The sequence below is a fragment of the Granulicella aggregans genome, from assembly GCF_014203275.1.
In the GTDB taxonomy this organism is placed as follows: Bacteria; Acidobacteriota; Terriglobia; order Terriglobales; family Acidobacteriaceae; genus Edaphobacter.
Genome location: NZ_JACHIP010000006.1, coordinates 76136 through 96103 on the forward strand (window position 1 = coordinate 76136; position 19968 = coordinate 96103).

The window sequence follows — 19968 nt, forward strand, 5'->3', positions numbered from 1 at the left end:
GTGATGGGTTGAAAGGTTCGGGATGCGGTGGTGATGTGAGCAGTGTGGCGGGTCCTTCGCTGCGCTCAGGATGACGGCAGGAACAAACAACTACAAGGACAAACAACTGCAGCGGCGACGACAGTGACAACAGCAACGGTAAACGCAGATCCCCGCTTCGCGAGGATGGCAAATTCAATGGTTAAACTCTATGGCTGATAGTAAAAAGGCGCTCCCGGAGGAGCGCCTTTTCAATTGAGCGATGCGTTCCGACTACGGGATGTAGTAGCGGAAGCTGGAGAAGACCATGTTGTTGGTGGCCTTCGGGTTTACCGCTGCGGTGCCGGCGGTGTTCAGGCCGGTCCAGGCTTCGCGGGTGAGGTAGCTGTAGGTCATCGAGTACTGAATGCGACCCTTTGTCGGCGAGCTGTAGAGACGGTAGGTGAAGCCAGCCGTTCCTTCGAGAACCGCACGAGTGTGGCCGGAGCAGGAGCTCGCTCCGGGGGCGTAGCCAGAGGCTGCGGTCGGAGGAATCTCGGTGTTGCAGGCTCCGTCCTTCTCGCCCTGGATGGGAGCGTAGCCGACGTAAACCGGGGTCGTCGGAGCGGCTGCCGTGAAGGCGGTGTAGACAGTGCGCTGCAGGTACTCGCCACCGGCGTAGCCGAAGATGTCGAGCTTCTTGGCGGGGTGGGTTTCGACGGAGACGAGGCCAGCCGAGTTACGCAGCGGCTCGAGGGTTCCGTTCGGCTTGACGGTTACGTCGCCGAGGTTCGAGGTGCCGTAACGACCGGTACCATCGCCTTGCAGGACGTGAACGCCGATCTCCGCGTACTTCTTGACGGGGACGCGAGCGTTGGCGAAGAAGCCTCCACCGGTGACGGTGTAGTTGGTGCCCTTCGTAGCGGTCGTGACGACCGTGGTGGTGTATCCCAGGCTGGGGTAGTAACGGTCGCGGAAGAAGCGGGCGATGCCACCGACTTCGTAGTGACCGAACTTGGTGTCCGCGGAGTACTTCACAATGATGTCAGGAGCGACGTTGTTGGAGTAGTTCTGCGCGGTGCTGCCGTTGCCGGTGCTGTTGTACAGACCACCGGTGTTGCCGGCGCTGCCGAAGAAGAAGTTCGTCGGAGCGTTGGTGGTTCCGGCGAGAACCGTCTGCGACTCTTCGATAGCGATGGCGATGTTGTGGATCTTCGCGAAGTTGTAGGCGAAGCGGGCACCGTACTGGCGCTCGAAGGTGAAGCCTACGTGGTACTGGGCGTCGATGGTCTGGGGCAGGTTCTCAGCTCCCGGAGCTTCGTTGATTCCCTTCTTCACTTCGGTAGCGAGTGACCACATCTGGCCACCGGTAAAGGTGAAGCCGTTGTTGACCGCTGCCTGGACCCAGGCCTCGCGCTGACGAACGACGTAGCTGTTGGTCTGGTTGTCGTTCGAGGTGGTGCCGGCACCGAGGAAGTCCATCTCGTAGTAGCCGCCCATCTTGCCCCACGGGGTGGGAGCGGTGAGGAGAACGGCGAGACGCGACTGACGGCCCGATGCGTTGAACTCACTGGTGAATGCCTGGGCGGTGTTCATGTACGGGGTGGAGTTGAACGGGGTGTTGACATCCGAGTTCAACGAGCGCGAACGGTAAACGGTTTCGGCCGCGATGAAGCCACCCGGCTGAATCAGAATGCCCTTGTAGTGGAGTGCGGTGGGCGACTCGATCTTCTCGGTCAGGTCCTTCTTGGTGTCGCTGATGGTGAGGGCGAGACCGGTGTTCGAGTTCTTGAGATCGGTGACGGTGCCCTGGAGGCTGGCGACGGCATCGGCGTTAGCCTGGACGGAAGCGCCTACGCTCTGGGCCTGGGTGGTGGCAGCGGCAGCGGTGGCCTGGGCAGCGGTGGCAGCCTGCTGTGCCGCGGCGAGCTCTGCATCCTTGGCGGCGGTCTGCGCCTTCAGGTTGTCGATCTCTGCCTGCTGGTTCTGCATCTGCTCACGGAGTTCGCGGATCTGGCGTTCGGTCGCGGTCTCCTTGGGCGCCTTCGCCACGGCCTTCTTCTTCTTGGCTGTGGTCGTGGTGTGGGCCGGGGTTGTGGTCTGCGCCGGAACGCGTATGGCGGAAAGCACCATCAACGCTGCCAGTGTCACCTGTAATTGCTTGGTCATGGAACCTCTCATAATCATGTTCAGAAGATGGCCCACAGGTACGGTCGAACCACCTTGGGGGTCTGGTCATCGCTGTTTTCGCAATGTTCTGTGCATTCATCATCCCAAGGTTGCGTTACAGGACTGAGAATTTTGCCCGCATTCGGGATGAATTGGCGCGAGGTGGCCGATCTTCGGTAACCTCGCGGCGGCATTACCGCTTACCCGTGATCAGGGGATGCAAGAGGGTGATCTTGCGACCGCTGTCCAAGAATGAGGCGATTGATTTACCGTTCTTGTCATGCCAAGGATGACCGCCGCGAGCCCAAAGGGGCTTTTCTCTTCAACACTTATCGCCCTCGCAAATCGACAGATGACGCTACTGGGCTTGCTGGCTCTGGCGGGAATTTCGCCCGCCTGGTCGCAAGGGACAGGGCTGCATCTGATCCCGATGCCGGTGTCGGTGTCGAACATCTCGTCCCAGCCACTGACCGGAGGGGTGCAGATCACGTGCTCCGCGCCGTGTGCGGCGGAGGACGAGTTCGCGATTGCGGACCTGAAGACCACTCTCTCGGCGAAGGGTGTGGATGTAAGCAGCACTGCCGGCGTGACCGTGCTGGTGACCCGGTATGGGTCGGCGATCTCGCAGTCGATCTACCGCGACTCTTTGCCGGTCGACAGCCCGGAACGGACGGCGAATGCGGGATTTCCCGAGGCGATGAAGCCAGAGGGGTATGTCATCATCCCCGACGGCAAGGGACTGGCGGTGACGGCGGCCTCCGCTGAAGGCATCTTCTATGCTCTGCAGACGGTGAAGCAGTTGGTCGATGCTGGTGCTGGGCGAGCGGCGGTGCTGCACACGGCGACGATCCGCGACTGGCCTGCGATGAAGTATCGCGGGCTGGACGATGACCTCTCGCGCGGGCCGGTCACAACGCTGGAGTTTCAGAAGAAGCTGATCAGAACGCTGGCCGCGTATAAGGTGAATCTGTATTCACCCTATTTTGAGCACACGGCGGGATATGCAGCGAATCCGCTGTGGGGGCCTCCGGGAGGAACGGTCACAGCGGCGGACGCGGCGGCACTGGTGGCGTACGCCAAGCCCTACCACGTGATGATCGTGCCGGAGCAGGAAGCGTTTGGGCATCTTCACCATAACCTGACCTGGGAGCAGTATCAGACGCTGGCGGAGACGCCGCATGGGGCGGTACTTGCGCCCGGGCAGGCAGGGTCGCTGGCGCTGACGACGCAGATGCTGACCGAGCTTGCCGGGCAATATCCCGGCCCTTTTCTCCACATCGGAGCGGACGAGACGGTCGACCTGGGGCTGGGACAGACCAAGGCGGAGGTGGACTCGCGAGGGCTTGCTCCGGTGTATCTCGACTTCATGCAACGGATTGCGACGTCGGTAGAGCCGTTGCATCGGCGGCTCCTGTTCTGGGGAGATATCGCACAGGATGCTCCGGATCTCCTGAAGCAGCTTCCCGATAAGTTCAAGCAGCAGACGATTGCCATCGCCTGGGTATATAGCCCGGAGCCGAAGGGATATGACCGGTTTCTGAATCCTTTCAGGAACGCGGGCTTTGAGACGTGGGTCGCGCCGAGCGTCAACAACTTCCGCAAGGTGTATCCGAACAACAATCTGGCGCTGCTGAATATCCAGGAGTTCGCGCGGGATGGGCAGCGACTGGGGTCGACGGGCCTGCTGAATACGATTTGGAACGACGATGGCGAGGGACTGTTCAACCAGGACTGGTACGGGATTCTGTTTGGCGCGGCGGCTGGCTGGCAGAAGGGTGAGTCCTCGATACCGCAGTTTCAGCAAAGCTACGCGCAGGTCTTCCATAACGATGCGACCGGCAAGCTGAACCAGGCGCAGAAGGAACTCATGGCAGCGCACGCCGTACTGAAAGATCAGGCCAAGGTGGGGGATGCCAGCAACAGCATCTTCTGGGTTGATCCGCTGTCAAAGGACGGGTTGAAGATTGGGGCGCAGGTGAGGCCGTATACGCATGAACTTCGCATCCACGCTGAAGCGGCGCTGACGCTGATTGCCGAAGCGCGGGCCGCGGCTGGAGCGAAGGCGGTGGTGGAGCACGCCGCGCCGACGACAGCAATCTACGAGTCGGAGATTTACGGTGCGGCAAGTTCGAATCTTGAGGAGCCGGATGCGGTAGACGCGATGGAGCTGGGAGCGCGACGGATGGACCTGATCGGGCTGAACTTCCAGCTAGCCGACGAGCTTGTGGAGGGATATCAACGGGCATACGCGTCGCAGGGCTCGATGGACAAGAAGGTCCGGGCGGCGGTGGGACGGGAGCTCTCGGACATTAACGGTGTGAACGGGCGGATTGAGGATATGCGAGACCGGTACTCGCTGCTGCGGGACATGTTCGCGGCGGAATGGCTGCGGTCGAACCGGCCCTATGCGCTGCGTCCGGTGCTGGAGCACTACGACTATACGGTGGGGATCCTGCTGGCGCGGAGCGACCGGTTCCGGAGCGCTCTACGCCAATGGAACGATAGTCATACGCTGCCACCTGCCGCAGAATTGGGGATTCCGTCTGTACTAGTTACGGCACCCGCCGGAACAAAGTAACTTCAGTATGCGTTGTACCGCGAAAGACGCATTACACTTGTTGCGGACTACTCTAGAATGTTCATTTATGGCTAAAACGATCACTGCAAGGGCGCTTCATACGCCGGATGGCGTCATTGACTATCCCCAGATACGAATTGGGGAGGATGGTATTGTCCTCTCCGTCGAGGCGGGCGAGGCAAATACCGACGAGACGGTGCTTACCTCGAGTTTCCTGGACGTCCACATCCACGGAGCGGTCAGTCACGATGTAATGGAGACCTCTGCCAGCGGGTTTTGCGAGATGGAGCGATTTCTGGCGACGCGGGGCGTGGGACATTACCTGCCGACGACGGTGACCGCGCCGATCGACGAGATACTGCGGTCAATGGAGCGGATCGCGGAGCATATCGAGTCTGCGGATGAACGCGGCGGAGAGGGCCGAGCTACTCCGATTGGGATCCATCTGGAGGGGCCGTTTCTCTCGCACACCAAACGTGGCGTCCATAATGCCCCAGACCTGTTGAAGCCGGACATTGGACTCTTCGATCGGTTCCAGGATGCGGCTCGGGGACATATCCGTCTGATGACGGTTGCACCTGAGGTTCCGGGAGCGCTGGAGTTGATTGCTCATGCGACGTCGCGGGGTGTGCGGCTGAGCATGGGACACACCAACGCGACGGCAGCCGAGGCCCATGCAGGAATTGCGGCGGGAGCTTCAAGCGCGACGCATACCTTCAACGCGATGCGGGCGATGGACCATCGCGAGCCGGGCGTGGTGAGCGTTGTGCTGACCGACGAGGAAACGTTTGCGGAGCTGATCTGCGACGGGATCCATGTGGCTCCCGAGATGGTGAAGTTGTTTGCGCGGTGCAAGAGCGCAGACAAGGTGATCCTGGTGACGGACGGCATGTCGGCTGCGGGAATGCCGGATGGGACGTTCCGGCTGGGCAACTTTGATGTCCAGGTGAAGGATGGTCATGCGACGGCGCGCGGAGTGCTGGCGGGATCGGTGATTACGCTGGACCGGGCGGTGGCGAACTTCGCGAAGTTTACGGGGAGATCCGTGGCGACGGTCGCGCGCGCCGCTTCGCACAACCCGGCGAAGATGCTGGGGCTCGAAGAGCGGTTTGCGGTGGGAGTGGGCAGGCCCGCGAACTTCAACCGGTTCGCGCCGGATGGGTTGCTCGTAGAGACGATGCTTTGCGGGAAGAGTGTAACGGCGCGCGAGGTGGTTGGAAGGGTTTAGCTTCCGAGGCTCGGGCCGCCTTTTGGCGGGGATGCTGTTGCGACTTCTCTAGGGCGTGAACTGTACCCCGACGAGGCGTTCTGTCTCGGACCAGAGGCGTTTTGCGAGAGCGAGATCTTTGGCCAGGGGAGCGATCTTGGCCGGGACGGGATAGCCTTTGAGTTCCTGGAAGCCGCTGGGACCGTAGTAGCCACCTGGAGTGACATCGGGCGAAACCGCGGCGTAGAGGGTGGGGAACGCGCCGTGAGCGGCATCCTGCGACGCGAGTGGCTTAAGAATCGTAGAGATGATCCGGAAACCAATCGGCATGACTCCGGCCGGGCCGCTGGTCTGCAGATTCGTGATGGCATAGCCGGGATGCGCACCGGTGCTGAGAATCGGCGACCCGGAGGCGTTGAGGCGGCGCTGGAGTTCCTGCTGGAAGATGAGGTCTGCCAGTTTGGACTGCGAGTAAGCCCCGAACATGGGGCTGTAGGCTCGCTCCGACTGCAGATTGTCGAACTCGATTTTGCCCTGGTTGCTAACGCCGCTGGAGACGGTGACGATCCGCGTGCCCGACTGAGGCTTCAGGTGCGGATAGAGCAGGGCTGTGAGCAGGAATGGTCCGAGGTAGTTGGTGGCGAACTGGCGTTCGTAGCCATCGACGGTGAGTTCACGCTGCGGAACGGCCATGACGCCCGCGTTGTTGATGAGCAGATCGAGGGATTCGCCGGGGAATTCGAAAGAAATGCGGGCGGCGAACGCACGGATGCTGGCGAGGGAGGCGAGGTCGAGGATGGCGGGCGTGATCTTTGCTCCGGGCACCTGTTGGCGGATGCGGGAGATGGCGTCGTTCGCTTTGTCGAGTGAGCGGGCGGGGAAGATGATCTCCGCGCCTTTGCGGGCAAGTTCAAGGGCGGCTTCGTAGCCGATGCCGGAGTTTGCGCCGGTGATGAGGACGCGGCGTTCGCGCTGTGAGGGGACGTCGTTTGCGGTGAATTTCGTGGTCGATTTGGTAGCCATGTAGGCAGTATGCTTCCATTAGTATCCAATGGCAATAAGGCACCTTTTTGGCTTGTACTTACCTGGAGGTAACTAATGAAAAAGAGCATCGACTGGGCGGAGGCGAATGCGGCTTGCGAGGCGTTGACCGAGCAGCAGGACTCGCTGACGCGGGACATTGTGACGCGGCTGGCGGAAAAGTGGACACTTTGGGCGCTGGCTGAGCTGGCGGAGGCGGATGCTCCCCTGCGGTTTTCGCGGTTGATGGAGCGGGTCGAAGGAGTGAGCCAGAAGTCATTGACGAAGGTGCTCCGGCAGTTGGAGCGCGATGGCCTGGTGACGCGCGCAGTGTTTGCCGAGGTGCCTCCGCGCGTCGAGTACGCGATCACGGATCTGGCGCTGGAGATGCTGGAGTTGGTGCATCCGCTATGGCAGTGGACGACGGTGAACATCGCGAAGTTCGAGGCGGCGCATGCAACCTACGACCACGAGGTCCCGGCTCGCGTGAAGCGCGCCTGAACTCCATCGAGCCTACTGGAGAAGCGGCTACGGCGCGGCCACAGTGAACGACGACACGGTAACCGCTCCTCCCAGCGATTGGGTGGCGTAGTTGAAGAGTGCGTATCGGTAGCCCATGAAGAAGTGCCAGTCTTTGGTGAAGCTGAAGGGCGTGCCGAGCGACTGGAAGGTCTTGCCATCGAGGCTGTAGGCGAAGGTTCCGGTGCGGTCCGGGCCGGACTTGAAGTTCGCCATGGTATCGGCTGAAGCGCGAAGCCAGATCTTGCGAGTCGAGATGGGGGCGCTGGCGACCTCGGTTCCCGTGGCGGTGGTCTTCCAGTGCTCATCCATCGTGAGATTGTTCTCCATGACGACCCGGAGAGACCCCCTGTCACGGGCGACACCGATCCACGCGGAGCTGTCACGGAAGAGGGCGAGGCCGGCGCGGTCGCCATCCTTCATGTGGGCCAGGTCGAGCTCGATGGTGGCGTTGGAGACGGGCCCGAGGATGCGGTGAGTCAGAGTGTTGCGAGCGGCATAGATGTCGTTGCCGACGGTCGCGGTTTCGAGCTTCAGGCCCTTGTGCAGCGACCACTTTGTGTTGTCGGGGTTGTGATTCCACTCCCACTGCGGGTCGAGCGATGCGCCGAGGAAGTGGTCGGTGCCGGTATGAGAGACCTTGCCTTGTGGCGAAAGCGGATAGGGCACCGTCTGCGGCCAAATGTTATCGACGAGGTTGAGGGAGGGCCAGCCATCGGCGTTCCATGTGAGCGGGGCGAGGACGGGCACGCGGCCATTGGGGTAGGCGTCGACGAAGGCCATATAGTACCAGTCGCCCTTCTGCGTCTGAACGATTCCGCCCTGGTGGGGGCCACCTCCGTTTGCGATAGGAGATTTGGCGCTCACGACGAGCTTCTGCAGGGTGTAAGGACCGAAGGGGCCAGTAGTGGATTTGAGGACGTACTCGTCGTTGGGCGGACGGGTGGTGAAGATGTAGTAGTTGCCGTTGATCTTGTAGAAGCGTGAGCCTTCTATGTAGTCCACGCCGGCGGGAGCGGTGAAGACCTCCTGCGACTTGACCTCGTGGGTGCCGTCGGGCGAGAGCTGAGCGACGTGAAGGGTCTTGGCTCCGTAGGCGACGTACATGGTGTCGTCGTCATCGACGAGCAGCCCGGCGTCGTAGTAGCACTGGTCGAGGACAGCGTGTTTCTTCCATGGGCCAGCTACGTCGGTCGCAGTGTAGATGTGGGTCTTCTTGTTCTCGATGCAACCTCCCCAGTAGAAGGTCTTGTTGCTCTTGCGGTAGTTGAGGAAGGAGGCCCAGCTGCCTTTGACGTAGGCGTTGCCGCCGTTGAGATCGTAGGCAGGGGAGAAGTCCAAGACAGGGATGGAGTGACCCACGTACTTCCAGTTGACGAGGTCTTTGGAGCTGAGGATGGGCGCTCCAGGCGAGTATTGCATGTTCGAGGCAGAGTAGTAGAAGGTATCGCCGACACGGAGAATGTCTAGGTCGGCGAGGTCTTCCCAGAGGACGGGATTCTGAAAGGTGGGGACGTGCGCCTGGGAACGCGCGGTGCCCGAGACGCTGGCGATCATCGACAGGAAGAGAATGAAGAAACAAGGCTTGATCATCAGTGGCCCAATCATTTCGCAGAATTGTGCGTCGGCTTCTTATCTTGCCATGCGTGGGCACCCGGCTAAGTGGCTATCGGTAGAGATAACACTTCTTCTCGGCGAGGCTATGGAGCTATGGCTTCGCGTCAACAGCGAATGGTCTTCTTCTTCTGGCCTTGCCTGCCGGAAGATTCCATCTTTTCGATGTAGGCAGTGGCGAGTGGGACTTTGCAGGCGGTGTCGCCCATCTCCACCGAGACCTCGCCAATCCGAGCGGCGGTGGCCTTAGCTTTGTCGGCTAGAGGCATGACGTAGCCGCCGACGGCGATGACGAAGCCGTTCATGGTGTAGCGGTGGCGGCCTTCGACGGTGAGTATCTTCTTTTCGACGACGGTAAGGAGGCGCTCGATCTCGGCAAGGTCCAGGGCGCTGTCGGGCGTGGTGGCGATCACCCCGGACCAGGTGCACCAGCCGGAGGAGGCGATGAAGTCGCGCTTCGAGTTGATCCACTCGGTGGCCATGTGGCGGGCGTGGGGGCTTTCGACGGCGACCCAGGGGACGGTGTGCTCAGCGACGATGGACATGGCGTGGGAGTTTTCGGCCCAGCGCTGGAGTTCGCGCCGGGACATAACAGCGCCGTCGGCGAGGATGCCAGCGAGGTACATGGCATCCATGTTGCCGGTGTCGTACAGAGCGAGGGCGAGCGCCTGGAGTTCGCCGGGCTCCTTCTTCAAGGCCTTGGTGATGGATTTGGCGAGGGTCTTCAGGTGGGCGTTGCTGACGCCATAGGTGCGATCCAGCGGGATGCCATGGCGGGCGTAGGTCTTGCGGTAGGTCTCGGAGCCGAGGGACTTTAGATCGTCGAGTACGGCTTGTGGAGTGGGCATGGGTGTCTCGCAAAAGGGAGATTGCAGCGCCGAACGGCAGCGGATCCTTCGCGTCCCGAAGGATGACTAGGTTAATTGCGGATGGCAGTGATCTGTAAGTATTCGTTTTTGACCAGGGTGTGAGCGTCGGGGTCCGGCGCTATGTTGGCGCTCGACCAGAGGGCGGTGAGGTCAGCGGCCAGAGCGGCCTGACCGGCGGCATCGAGGCGGGCGAACGCCATCTGGGTGGGGCCGAAGTACTTGCGGAAGAAGTCTACGGCACCGGCAGGGCTCACGGGCATGTCGAAGTCGATAGAGATAAGCTGCGTCTCGACGTTGGAGAAGAAGGGGGCAAGCCGTCCGCGAACAGTGGCCTCGTCTCCCCAAAGTGCGGGAGGAGGAATTCCGGGCGGCGCAGGAACGTGGTCGCTGCCGACCCTGAACATCTGTCCGGTGAAGCTGGCGGGGTTCCAATTCGCCATGGCGAGCAGGGCGCCGGGTTTGAGCACGCGGGCGCACTCCGAGGCGACCAGCGCCGGGCGCGGGGCGAACATGGCTCCGAACATAGTGGTGACGGCGTCGAAGCTGGCATCGGCGTAAGGGAGAGCCTCCGCGTCACCCTCGTCGAAGGTGATCTTGAGGCCTTCAGCGGTAGCGCGCTCGCGGGCCTGTTCGAGGAGGTTCGTGGCGATGTCGACGCCGGTGACGATCGCTCCCGCACGGGCGAGTGGGATCGCTGAGTTGCCGGTACCGCAGGCGATGTCGAGAACCCTGCTGCCGGGAGCGATGGCGAGGCGGGCGATGAACTCCTCCGCGGAGCCTGAGATCGTCTTCGCGACGACGCCGAAGTCGCCGGCCATCCAGGTGGCGCGCATCGCGTTCTTGATGGTGCTGATGTCAGGGGGAGCGGTGACCATGACTCTTCTCCGAAGATTGCAGGATGGGAGAAGGGTGCTTGATCGGAGGCGGAACGTCAAGTGAATCTCGAGTGAGATGGGGTTTATGGAGAGTGACCCGAGGGACGGGCCGAGATGCGGCTTGCGCCTGTAGTATGGGACGCGTGGGGAACCTTGAAGCAGCAGGGCATCGGCCAAAAGCCGGCGGGCAAAAGCCGCACTTCGTTGTGCTCGACGGCTTGCGCGGCGTGGCTGCGATCTGTGTGGTGATCTTTCACTTCTCGGAGATGGTGATCTGGGATTACAGCAAGTTGTGGATCGGTCACGGCTACCTTGCGGTCGATTTCTTCTTCTGTCTCTCCGGCTTCGTGATTGGCTATGCCTACGACGACCGCATCGCAACCATGGGTCTCGGCAGCTTTTTCAAGGCGCGACTGATTCGGCTTCACCCGCTGGTTGTCTTCGGTTCTGTCCTTGGACTGATCGCCTTCTACGCCAACCCCTTCGGCGTCCCGCCAGGATATGGTCCCGGCAAGATGGCTCTTGTGTTCGCCGCTTCAGTTCTCATGGTTCCTTATGGCGCCATCCACGACGGAGGCCGAAGCCTCTTCGGCCTCAACGCACCCTCCTGGTCGCTCTTCTGGGAGTATGTCGCGAACTTCATCTTCGCGATCGCGCTGTATCGCATCCGGCGCGGCGCGCTCATCGTGCTTACCCTGGTCATGGCCGCGGTGCTGTGCTGGGCCAGTCATCGCGCAGGCAATCTCTATGGCGGATGGAGTTTGCGCAGCTTCTGGGACGGAGGAGTGCGGATCGCGTTCGCCTTCCCCGCAGGTCTGCTGGTGTACCGCATGGGATGGCGGTTGCGGAGCCGGCTGGGATTCGCTGGACTGAGCATTCTGCTGGTGTTGATCCTGGCGATGCCCTATGCGCAAGGGGCCTGGATACGCGAAGCGGTGGTGATCATCGTGGGCTTTCCCCTGCTTGTCGCACTGGGTGCGGGAACGACGGTCACGCCCAAGATGGAGCGGCTTTGCCGGATCTCCGGCGACTTGTCGTATCCGCTCTACATGACCCACTATGCCGTGATCTGGATCTGGGGCGACTATGCAGGGAAGCATCACTTCGTGAATGGTAGCTTGTGGGCAGCAGTAGCGCTCGGGGTTTGCATCATGCTTGCATTTGCCTGGGCCGTCTTCAAACTCTACGACGAGCCGGTGCGTCGCTATCTGCGAGCGAAGTCTTAGACATCAGCAGTGTTGGCAGCAAGGTTCCCTCGGCCATCCTCAGTCAGAACGGGTAATCTATACGACTGATGTCTGACGCAAACAAGAATCACGGGCCCTATGCTGGGGCAAGGATCGGGATCGACTTTGGGACGACGAACAGCTCTGTCGCGATTTATAAGAGCGACGGGTCGACGGAGCTTGTCTCATTCCCCACGTTGAAGGGGCTGACCGAGAGCTACCGATCAGTGCTGTACCTCGAACAGGTAAAGCAGGCCGGGCGAACGCAATTGAAGGGCTTCACCGGGCCGCAGGCCATCGAGCATTACCTCCATGCGGAGTCGCCAGGACGGCTGATCCAGTCGCTGAAGAGCTATCTGCCCAGCAAGTCGCTGACGGGGACGGAGGTCTTTGGGCGGCGGTACACGCTGGAGGAGTTGATTGCGCGGATTCTGACTGACCTGCGGCTAGCGACCGAGCGGCACGTGGGTGGGCCGGTGCGTCATGCGACCGTCGGACGGCCGGTGCGGTTTGTCGCGGCGGAGACGGCGGAGGACGATGCGTTTGCGACGACGCGGCTGGAGACAGCGTTCAAGGCGGCGGGATTCGAGTCTGTCGAGTTTGAGTACGAGCCGGTGGCGGCGGCTTATGCGTATGAGTCTTCGCTGACGGACGATGAGCTGATTCTGATCGGGGACTTTGGCGGCGGGACGAGCGACTTTTCTCTGCTGCATGTTGGGCCGGGAGTGCGTGCTCGCGGGCGGAGCAAGGACGACCTGCTGGGGAACGCGGGGCTGGGGCTGGCGGGCGACGCGTTCGACGCGAGGATTGTGAGGAAGCTGGTGTCGCCGGCGTTGGGATCGGACTCGTTTGAGAAGACTTTCTCTCATGCCGCGGATCGGCCTGCGCCGATTATTCCGGCGGTTCCGGCGTGGATCTACGCGAATTTGGAGCGTTGGCACTATCTCTCGTTTCTGAAAACGCGGAACGTGACCGAGATGCTGAAGGCGGCCCGGGCTCGGGCGCAGGAGCCGGAGAAGGTAGCGGCACTGATTACACTGATCGACGAAGATCTCGGCTATCAACTGCATCAGGCGGTGCAGCGGTTGAAGGTGGATCTTTCTTCGGCAGAGAATGCGGAGTTCCGCTTTCGCGATGGGAGCCTGGAGATCGTCGATCAGGTCTCACGAGCGGATTTTGAGGGCTGGATCAGGGACGACCTGGCGGCGATTGAATCGACGGTGGATGGGCTGATGAACGACACGGGCATCGCACGGGAGAAGGTGAATCGCGTGTTTCTGACAGGCGGGACAAGCTTTGTGCCGGCAGTGCGTGGGATCTTCGACAGGCGGTTCGGGAGGGATCGGGTGCGAACCGGGAACGAGTTTACTTCGGTGGCGATGGGGCTCGCGCTTAGCGCGGCACAGTGAGCCAGGAGTTGTAGACCCACAGGGTTCCTCACAGCTTATGCACTGGGTTTCGCCTTTTCGCCGTCTGGGCCGATGCGACAATAAAGATGCCTGCATGAAGCGTCCCTTTGCACAGATTCTCTTCGCGTCTTCGCTCCTCCTGTCCGGTTGTGGATACCACACGGCGGGGTCGGCGACGCACCTTCCGGCGGGGACGCGGACCATCGATGTGCCGATCTTCGCAACGCGAGTGCAGAACTTTTCGACCGAGGTTGACTTCACCAAGGCCGTGATCCGGGAGCTCGATACGCGGACGAAGTACAAGGTGCTGACCGGGACGGACGCCGATGCCGACGCGCATTTGAGCGGGACGATTCTTACGCAGTCGATTGCGCCGCTGACGTATGACTCTTCGAGCGGACAGACGGCGAGCTACCTGGTGACGATCACGGCGAAGGTCGTTTTGACGGCGCGGGATGGGCGAATTCTGTATCAGAACGATGCGCTTCCCTTCCGCGAACAGTACCAGTCGACGCAGGATTTGAATGGGTTTATCCAGGAGGATGGGCCGGCGGTACGGCGGCTCTCCCAGGACTTTGCACGAACAATCGTGAGCAATATGCTGGAGTCGTTCTAATGGCGGGGATGAAGAGCTTCGCGTCGGTCGAGCGCTTCCTGGCGGAGATTGCGACGCCGTCTCTGCGTCCCGGGTATGTGCTGGCGGGCGACGAGATCTTTCTCTACGACCGTTGCCGCAAGGGTGTCCTGGAAGCTCTGGTGCCGGGCGATATGCGGGACTTCTGCCTGCACGATCTCGATCTGGCGGAGATCTCGATCTTCGAGATACTGGATCGGGCGCAGACGCCTTCGTTGATGGCCCCGTTCCAGGTGATCTTCGTTCGCGGGTTAAAGAATCTGTATACGCGGGGAGCGAAGAAGGACGAGTTTGCTTCAATTGACGCGTACTTCCGGTCACCCAACCCGCAGGCAGTGGTGATCTTTGTCGCCGACCATCTCAGGATTCCGACCGACCTACGCAAGATGGACATGCAGGATAAGGACCGCTTTGAACGCATCCGCGAGACGCTGGGCGACTGGTGCGGTATGGTCGAACTCGCCCGCGTCGAAGAGTCGGATGCGATTCGTTGGGTGACGGAGTCGGCGATTGCGCGCGGGGTGAAGTTCGATGCGGACGCAGCGCGACAACTGGTGGACGCGCTGGGCGCGGACATGATGCTGATCGCGAGCGAGTTTGAGAAGCTGCTGCTTTATGTGTCGGCTCCGGCTGGACAGGAAGATCAGATCGCGCGGAACCATGTGACGCTGGGCGATGTGGAGACGATGGTTCTGGCCGCGAAGCAGCGGTCGCTGTATGAGTTGACCGACGCGATCTCGCAGCACGACCGGACACGTGCGCTTGCACTGCTGCATGGGCTGCTGAATGCTTCCGATGGTGGAGAGGATGCGGCGATTGGGCATCTGTACATGCTGGCGCGGACCTTCCGGCAGATGCTGATTATCTCGGAGAAGAACGTAAGGGACTCGCGGGCGATCTGGCAGGTGCTGTGGCAGGGCTTCCGGATGCCACCGTTCGCCGCGGAGGACCTGATCAGGCAGGCGCGGCGGTACAAGTCGCGGCGGGAGCTGACGCGGGCGATTCGGCTGGTGGCGAAGGCGGATCTGGAGCTGAGGAGTTCGCCGGCGAACAAGCTGCTGGTGCTGGAACGGCTGGTGCTGGATCTGGCTACGGAGCCGGTCGCGATGCACGAGTCGATCAGTCAGCAGTTTGCTATGGAGCTGTAGGCGTCAACTGAGCCTGCCGGGCTGGATGATACAGTTAAGAAGCATACGTAGCGCGTGATCCGATCTGGCAGGCGCTCGATTTAGAAGTTGAAAAGGTAACGATTTATTCCATGGTCTACTTTCTCGTTTTCATTCACATCGTCGTTTGCCTCTTTCTAATTGGCGTGGTTCTTCTGCAGCAGGGCAAGTCCGCTGATCTGGCTGGCGCGTTCGGCGGCCAGGGCTCGCAGACGGCCTTCGGTCCTCGTGGCGCGGCTAACCTGCTGACCAAGCTGACGACCTACGCGGCGATCCTTTTCATGCTGCTCTCGATCGCGCTGACGATCCTGCTGTCGCGCGCGAGCGGTGACCACTCCGTGCTCTCGGGCACGTCGACCACGCAGAGCGCTCCCAAGAAGTAGTTCGGCCCGGCGCAACTGGATGACCTAGCTGGCGTAGTGGCTAAGTTGGGATTGATTCATGATTCACGAGATACTCGCTGTCGGCCAGCTGCAATGCAACTGCTCCGTGCTTGGGGATGAGGTGTCACGGGAGGCGATCGTCGTCGATCCCGGCGCCGATATTCCTGTCATTCTCAAGGTGCTGGAGCGGCATCAGTTGACGGTCAAACAGATCGTCGTGACGCACGCTCACATCGACCACATTGCCGGCGCGCTGGAGTTGAAGCGACTGACCGGCGCCCCGATTCTCTACAATCAGCTCGATCTTCCGCTTGTCGCAATGATGAGCGTGCAGGCCGGATGGCTTGGGGTAGCAACGCCCGAAGTTGCAGAGCCGGATGACAGCCCCACGGATGGCGACGTGGTCTCGGTGGATGGGCTGGCGGCCAAGGTGATTCTGACTCCGGGACACACCGAGGGAAGCCTTTGCCTGTATCTGCCCGAGGAGAAACTGCTGATCGCCGGGGACACGCTGTTCGCTGGCTCAGTGGGACGGACTGACCTGCCGGGTGGAAATACGCGGCAGTTGCTGGACTCGATCCGCGACCGTTTGCTGCCGCTGCCGGATGCGACCAGGGTTATTCCGGGTCATGGTCAGTCAACGACCATCGGGTGGGAGCGAAAGTCTAATCCCTTCCTGCAAGACCTTTAGTTTGAGCCGCTTCCTGTCTCCCCTCAAGTAAGACTTTAGCTATTCGACCAAATGTTTACTGGCATGGTTCCACTGCACCGCCGATGGTGCAAAGGCCTCTCTCAGGCGGCTGACGCCTGTGGCGAAGTCGCGTTCCATCGTGAGCAGGCTGACGACGACCAGCCGGGGATCGACCATGCCGTAGAAACCTCCGGGGTGAGCGAGGACTCCATGATCTTCGAGGAGACCGAGCGCGGGATCAGCCTTCCCGAGCTTGAGGACGGCCGCCCAGCCGGCTTCGAGATGCAGGGTTTCGAGGCCGCAGGCTGACAGGGCGACGAGGTTGGTGGCGACTCGTTCGCGGATCTGGCTCTGAATATCGTGGCGCGCGGCCAGCCAGACGGGTAGGGCGTGCTGGGCGGGGGTGTTCATGGAGAGGAAGGTGTCGGAGATGACTTCGAGTCGCGCGAGAGCTTCGGCCTTGAGGTGATCGGGGCCGAAGGTGGCCAGCCAGGCGACCTTCATCTGGGGGAGAGCGGCGATCTTGCTGATGCCGCTAAGGACGAAGGTGAGAGCCGGGTGCGGGCCGTTGGCGAAGGTCTTTGCTGGTTCGGCTGGCGGGATTGCGTAGTCAGATATTGGGTAATCGAGAAAGACTTCGTCGACGATAAGGGCCAGGTTGCGGCACGCGCAGAGGGCTTCCAGTCGTTCGCGCTCGGCGTGATGGGTCCAGTGGCCGGTGGGGTTGTTGGGATGGACGAGGAGGATGGCTCTGGTGCGCGGAGAGATGCGACGCTCGAGTTCGGCGAAGTCGATCCACCAGCCGTAGTCGTAGAAGAGGGGGTACGGGATGAGGCGGACGTCGTCGAGGGTGGCGAGGAAGTCGAAGAGCGGGTAGCTGGGCTGGGCTACGAGGACCTCATCGCCGGGATCGCAGAGGAGGCGGAAGAGGAAGGAGTAGGCCTCGCTGGTGCTGGTGGTGAGGAGAATGGCGTCGGGGTCGACGGGCGCGCCGTGGTCGGCGTAGTAGCTGGAGACGGACTCGCGGGCGGAACGGAGGCCTCGAGGGTCGGGATCGTAATTGAGGGCGAACGGGTTGGCGAGAGGTGCGAGGATGGCTTCGGAGTCATACGCAAAACCACAGGCGGTGGGATTCGAGAGCGTGAGGTCGAGGAGTTCCCCGCCCTGCCGTTTTACAGACGCGATGGCGGTGGAGAGATCGCTGGAGGCAAGGTCCCAGGCGGTTCGGCGGGAGAAGTTCTGCACGTTCTCATGCTAAACGGGGATTCTTGGGAAGTAGATTGAACGAAGGTTTCCGGGCGGAAGATTCAGGCGGGTGGCTTGTAGAATCGGGGTCATATGACTCAGATAGAAGCGGTACTTTTCGATTATGGGATGGTGATCTCTGCGCCTCCGACTGCAAGCGCGTGGGAGCGGATGAAGGCAATCACCGGGCTTGACGAGGCGGGACTTCATGCCGGGTACTGGAAGTATCGCCACGAGTACGACCGCGGCACCCATACCGGGGAAGAATTTTGGCGGCTGGCGGTCGGGCACTCTGGTGGGAAGGCTGACGAGGAGCAAGTGGCGAAACTGCTTGCTGCCGATGTCGATTTGTGGGGCGATCTGAATCAGCCGATGGTGGATTGGATCTGGCGTCTCCAGAAGGCGGGGATCAAGACGGGGATTCTGTCGAACATGGGTGATGCGATGGAGGCGGGTCTGTCGGCGAAGTATGGGTGGTTGGATCAATTTCACCACAAAGTCTGGTCATACAAACTGAAGCTCGCTAAGCCGGAGGCGGAGATCTATCGTCATGCGGTTGAGGGGCTTGGGGTCGAGGCCGGTCACGTTCTTTTTGTGGATGACAAGGCGGAGAATATTGCGGCAGCGGAGGCGGCGGGGCTGCAGGGGATCGTTTACGGCGATCATGCCGTGTTTGAGCAGGAGATGAAGGAGCGTGGCTGGGCGGAGTTGCTGGAAGTTTGAAGCTTGTACGTCCCACCGTCGCCTGAAGCTGCGATGGATGGGGTACCCGGGCCTTATTTGCTAAGCGGTGACGGTAGTTGGGCAGACCGGGATTTGTTCGACGATCTCTATCCCAAAGCCCTGAAGTGCCGGGACGTGGGTAGGGGTATTGGTCAGGAGTTGGATGCGGTGGATGCCCAGGTCTGAGAGGATCTGGCCGCCCAGACCTACCTGGCGGAGCGTCCGGTGGCTCTTGTCGTCGCCGCGTTCGCGGGTGGGTGTGGAGCGGTGGAGGCAGATGCGTGGCGCGGGCGTGGTGCGGTCGATAGTGAAGCCCTTGGTGCCGTTGTGCAGGTAGACGAGAGCGCCGCGGCCAGCTTCGACGATCATGCGGAGTGAGGCGTCGATGACGGAGCGGCAGTCGCAGGTCGTTGCGCCGAAGACGTCGCCCGAGAGGCAGTGGCTATGGACACGTACGGGGATGATGGCGTCCTTGACTGCTTCGCCGGTCACGTCTCCGTAGACAAGCGCGACATGGGACTCGCCGCCGTCGACTTCGTTCTCATAGGCGATCATGCGGAAGTCTCCGTGGGCAGTGGGCATAACTCCCTCGGCAACGCGGTGGATGTAGCGTTCGTGCTGCAGGCGGTAGCGGATAAGCTCTGCAACCGTGAGCATCTTGAGGTTGTGGAGTTCGCAGAACTTGATGAGGTCGGGGACGCGGGCCATGGTGCCGTCGTCGTTCATGATCTCGCAGATGACACCGGCGGTGACGAGGCCGGCCATGCGGGCGAGGTCGACGGAGGCCTCGGTCTGGCCGGCGCGGACGAGGACGCCGCCTTTGCGGGCGCGCAGCGGGAAGACGTGTCCGGGGCGGGCGAGGTCAGCGGCGGTGGAGCCGGGGCTGATGGCCACCGCGATCGTATGCGCCCGGTCGGCAGCCGAGATACCTGTAGACACGCCCTCGCGAGCCTCGATGCTCTCGGTGAAAGCGGTGCCGAAGCGGGAGGTGTTCTCGGAGGTCATAGGGCCGAGGCGGAGGTAGTCGGCGCGTTCTTCCGTTAAGGTGAGGCAAATGAGCCCACGGCCAAACTTGGCCATGAAGTTGACGGCGTCGGGGGTGCAGAACTCGGCGGCGATGGTGAGGTCGCCCTCGTTTTCGCGATCTTCGTCGTCGACGACGACGACCATGCGACCGGCCTTGATATCTTCGACTGCCTCTTCCACTGTGGCGAACATTGGCTCTCCCATTCCCAATCTTATGCTTCGACAGCAGTTTGATTCGAGGGAGCGTTTACCGGACGCAAAAACGCCGCCTCAAAGGGCGGCGTCTCACTCAAACTGAGTACTTCGAAATTATAGGGTCGACTCGATCTCGAATCCCCATGCCTCGAGGAGCGCCTCGGGGATGTACTTGGAGTTCTTGTTTCTCCGGGCCCATTCACGAAGACGCGTCGACCGGATGTACTGGTCGGGGGTGAGTTTGAACTCTTTGACTACCTGTTCAAACGAAGTGACGGTGGGAACAACGGGCCCAATCGGCTCCGGTTTGCCCCAGTTCGGATTTCCACGACGCTTTGCCATCTTTTCTCTTTTCCTCACAAGCGGGAGGAGCACAAAAGCTGCTTCAGGACGTAATCCCGCTATCATCATTCTAGGGCACTTAGGCGGAAATTGCAACTGTGAAAGTCACGATTGGCACG

General features: G+C 61.2%; 18 protein-coding genes. 10 read left to right on the plus strand and 8 right to left on the minus strand.

The genetic code is table 11. The features are described 5' to 3' along the window. Window positions 1–252 precede the first annotated feature (252 nt). Window positions 253–2127: a hypothetical protein gene (locus HDF16_RS20270; RefSeq protein ID WP_184221021.1), complete on the minus strand. Its 1875-nt coding sequence runs from the start codon at window positions 2125–2127 to the stop codon at window positions 253–255. 352 nt (window positions 2128–2479) lie between these two features. Here HDF16_RS20270 and HDF16_RS20275 point away from each other — a divergent pair, with 352 nt between their 5' ends. Together HDF16_RS20275 and nagA are read left to right on the plus strand one after the other, a co-directional pair. Beyond that, window positions 2480–4705, plus strand: coding sequence for a glycoside hydrolase family 20 zincin-like fold domain-containing protein (locus HDF16_RS20275; RefSeq protein WP_184221023.1), 2226 nt, complete (start codon window positions 2480–2482; stop codon window positions 4703–4705). A 67-nt stretch (window positions 4706–4772) separates the two neighbouring features. After that, window positions 4773–5933 (plus strand): N-acetylglucosamine-6-phosphate deacetylase, encoded by a 1161-nt coding sequence (gene nagA, locus HDF16_RS20280; RefSeq protein ID WP_184221026.1) that lies wholly within the window; start codon window positions 4773–4775, stop codon window positions 5931–5933. A 48-nt stretch (window positions 5934–5981) separates the two neighbouring features. On the opposite strand, the gene HDF16_RS20285 is transcribed toward nagA, so the two are convergent. After that, on the minus strand, window positions 5982–6935 hold the full coding sequence (locus HDF16_RS20285) for an oxidoreductase (protein ID WP_184221028.1): 954 nt from the start codon (window positions 6933–6935) through the stop codon (window positions 5982–5984). 75 nt (window positions 6936–7010) lie between these two features. On the opposite strand from HDF16_RS20285, the gene HDF16_RS20290 reads away from it, so the two are divergent. Beyond that, window positions 7011–7433 (plus strand): winged helix-turn-helix transcriptional regulator, encoded by a 423-nt coding sequence (locus HDF16_RS20290; RefSeq protein WP_184221030.1) that lies wholly within the window; start codon window positions 7011–7013, stop codon window positions 7431–7433. A gap of 27 nt (window positions 7434–7460) precedes the next feature. On the opposite strand, the gene HDF16_RS20295 is transcribed toward HDF16_RS20290, so the two are convergent. From HDF16_RS20295 to HDF16_RS20305, 3 genes are all read right to left on the minus strand, one after another. Beyond that, a complete protein-coding gene (locus tag HDF16_RS20295) occupies window positions 7461–9044 on the minus strand; it encodes a glycoside hydrolase family 43 protein (RefSeq protein ID WP_221312966.1) in 1584 nt (527 codons plus the stop codon). Between the two features lie 128 nt (window positions 9045–9172). Continuing rightward, window positions 9173–9913, minus strand: coding sequence for a DNA alkylation repair protein (locus tag HDF16_RS20300; protein WP_184221034.1), 741 nt, complete (start codon window positions 9911–9913; stop codon window positions 9173–9175). Window positions 9914–9984: 71 nt separating this feature from the next. Then, entirely contained in the window at window positions 9985–10809 is an 825-nt protein-coding gene (locus HDF16_RS20305; protein WP_184221036.1) for a class I SAM-dependent methyltransferase, read from the minus strand. Between the two features lie 143 nt (window positions 10810–10952). Here HDF16_RS20305 and HDF16_RS20310 point away from each other — a divergent pair, with 143 nt between their 5' ends. From HDF16_RS20310 to HDF16_RS20335, 6 genes are all read left to right on the plus strand, one after another. Then, window positions 10953–12035 carry an acyltransferase family protein gene (locus tag HDF16_RS20310; protein WP_348641369.1) on the plus strand — a complete coding sequence of 361 codons (1083 nt, stop codon included), beginning with the start codon at window positions 10953–10955 and terminating at the stop codon, window positions 12033–12035. Window positions 12036–12103: 68 nt separating this feature from the next. Next, window positions 12104–13444: an Hsp70 family protein gene (locus HDF16_RS20315; RefSeq protein WP_184221040.1), complete on the plus strand. Its 1341-nt coding sequence runs from the start codon at window positions 12104–12106 to the stop codon at window positions 13442–13444. A 94-nt stretch (window positions 13445–13538) separates the two neighbouring features. After that, window positions 13539–14060, plus strand: coding sequence for an LptE family protein (gene lptE, locus HDF16_RS20320; RefSeq protein WP_184221042.1), 522 nt, complete (start codon window positions 13539–13541; stop codon window positions 14058–14060). Next, on the plus strand, window positions 14060–15226 hold the full coding sequence (gene holA, locus HDF16_RS20325) for a DNA polymerase III subunit delta (RefSeq protein WP_184221044.1): 1167 nt from the start codon (window positions 14060–14062) through the stop codon (window positions 15224–15226). The genes lptE and holA overlap by 1 nt, the downstream gene beginning before the upstream one ends. A gap of 110 nt (window positions 15227–15336) precedes the next feature. Next, window positions 15337–15627, plus strand: a complete 291-nt coding sequence (gene secG / locus HDF16_RS20330) for a preprotein translocase subunit SecG (protein WP_184221046.1) — start codon at window positions 15337–15339, stop codon at window positions 15625–15627. A gap of 58 nt (window positions 15628–15685) precedes the next feature. Further along, window positions 15686–16318, plus strand: a complete 633-nt coding sequence (locus HDF16_RS20335; protein ID WP_184221048.1) for an MBL fold metallo-hydrolase — start codon at window positions 15686–15688, stop codon at window positions 16316–16318. 39 nt (window positions 16319–16357) lie between these two features. On the opposite strand, the gene HDF16_RS20340 is transcribed toward HDF16_RS20335, so the two are convergent. Beyond that, window positions 16358–17563 (minus strand): aminotransferase class I/II-fold pyridoxal phosphate-dependent enzyme, encoded by a 1206-nt coding sequence (locus HDF16_RS20340; RefSeq protein WP_184221050.1) that lies wholly within the window; start codon window positions 17561–17563, stop codon window positions 16358–16360. A 93-nt stretch (window positions 17564–17656) separates the two neighbouring features. Here HDF16_RS20340 and HDF16_RS20345 point away from each other — a divergent pair, with 93 nt between their 5' ends. Beyond that, window positions 17657–18286 (plus strand): HAD-IA family hydrolase, encoded by a 630-nt coding sequence (locus tag HDF16_RS20345; RefSeq protein WP_184221052.1) that lies wholly within the window; start codon window positions 17657–17659, stop codon window positions 18284–18286. Window positions 18287–18346: 60 nt separating this feature from the next. Here the strand turns inward: HDF16_RS20345 and ribB are convergent, their stop codons facing one another. Together ribB and HDF16_RS20355 are read right to left on the minus strand one after the other, a co-directional pair. After that, a complete protein-coding gene (gene ribB / locus HDF16_RS20350; protein ID WP_184221054.1) occupies window positions 18347–19516 on the minus strand; it encodes a 3,4-dihydroxy-2-butanone-4-phosphate synthase in 1170 nt (389 codons plus the stop codon). 105 nt (window positions 19517–19621) lie between these two features. Beyond that, window positions 19622–19849, minus strand: coding sequence for a hypothetical protein (locus HDF16_RS20355; RefSeq protein WP_020713518.1), 228 nt, complete (start codon window positions 19847–19849; stop codon window positions 19622–19624). Window positions 19850–19968 lie beyond the last annotated feature (119 nt).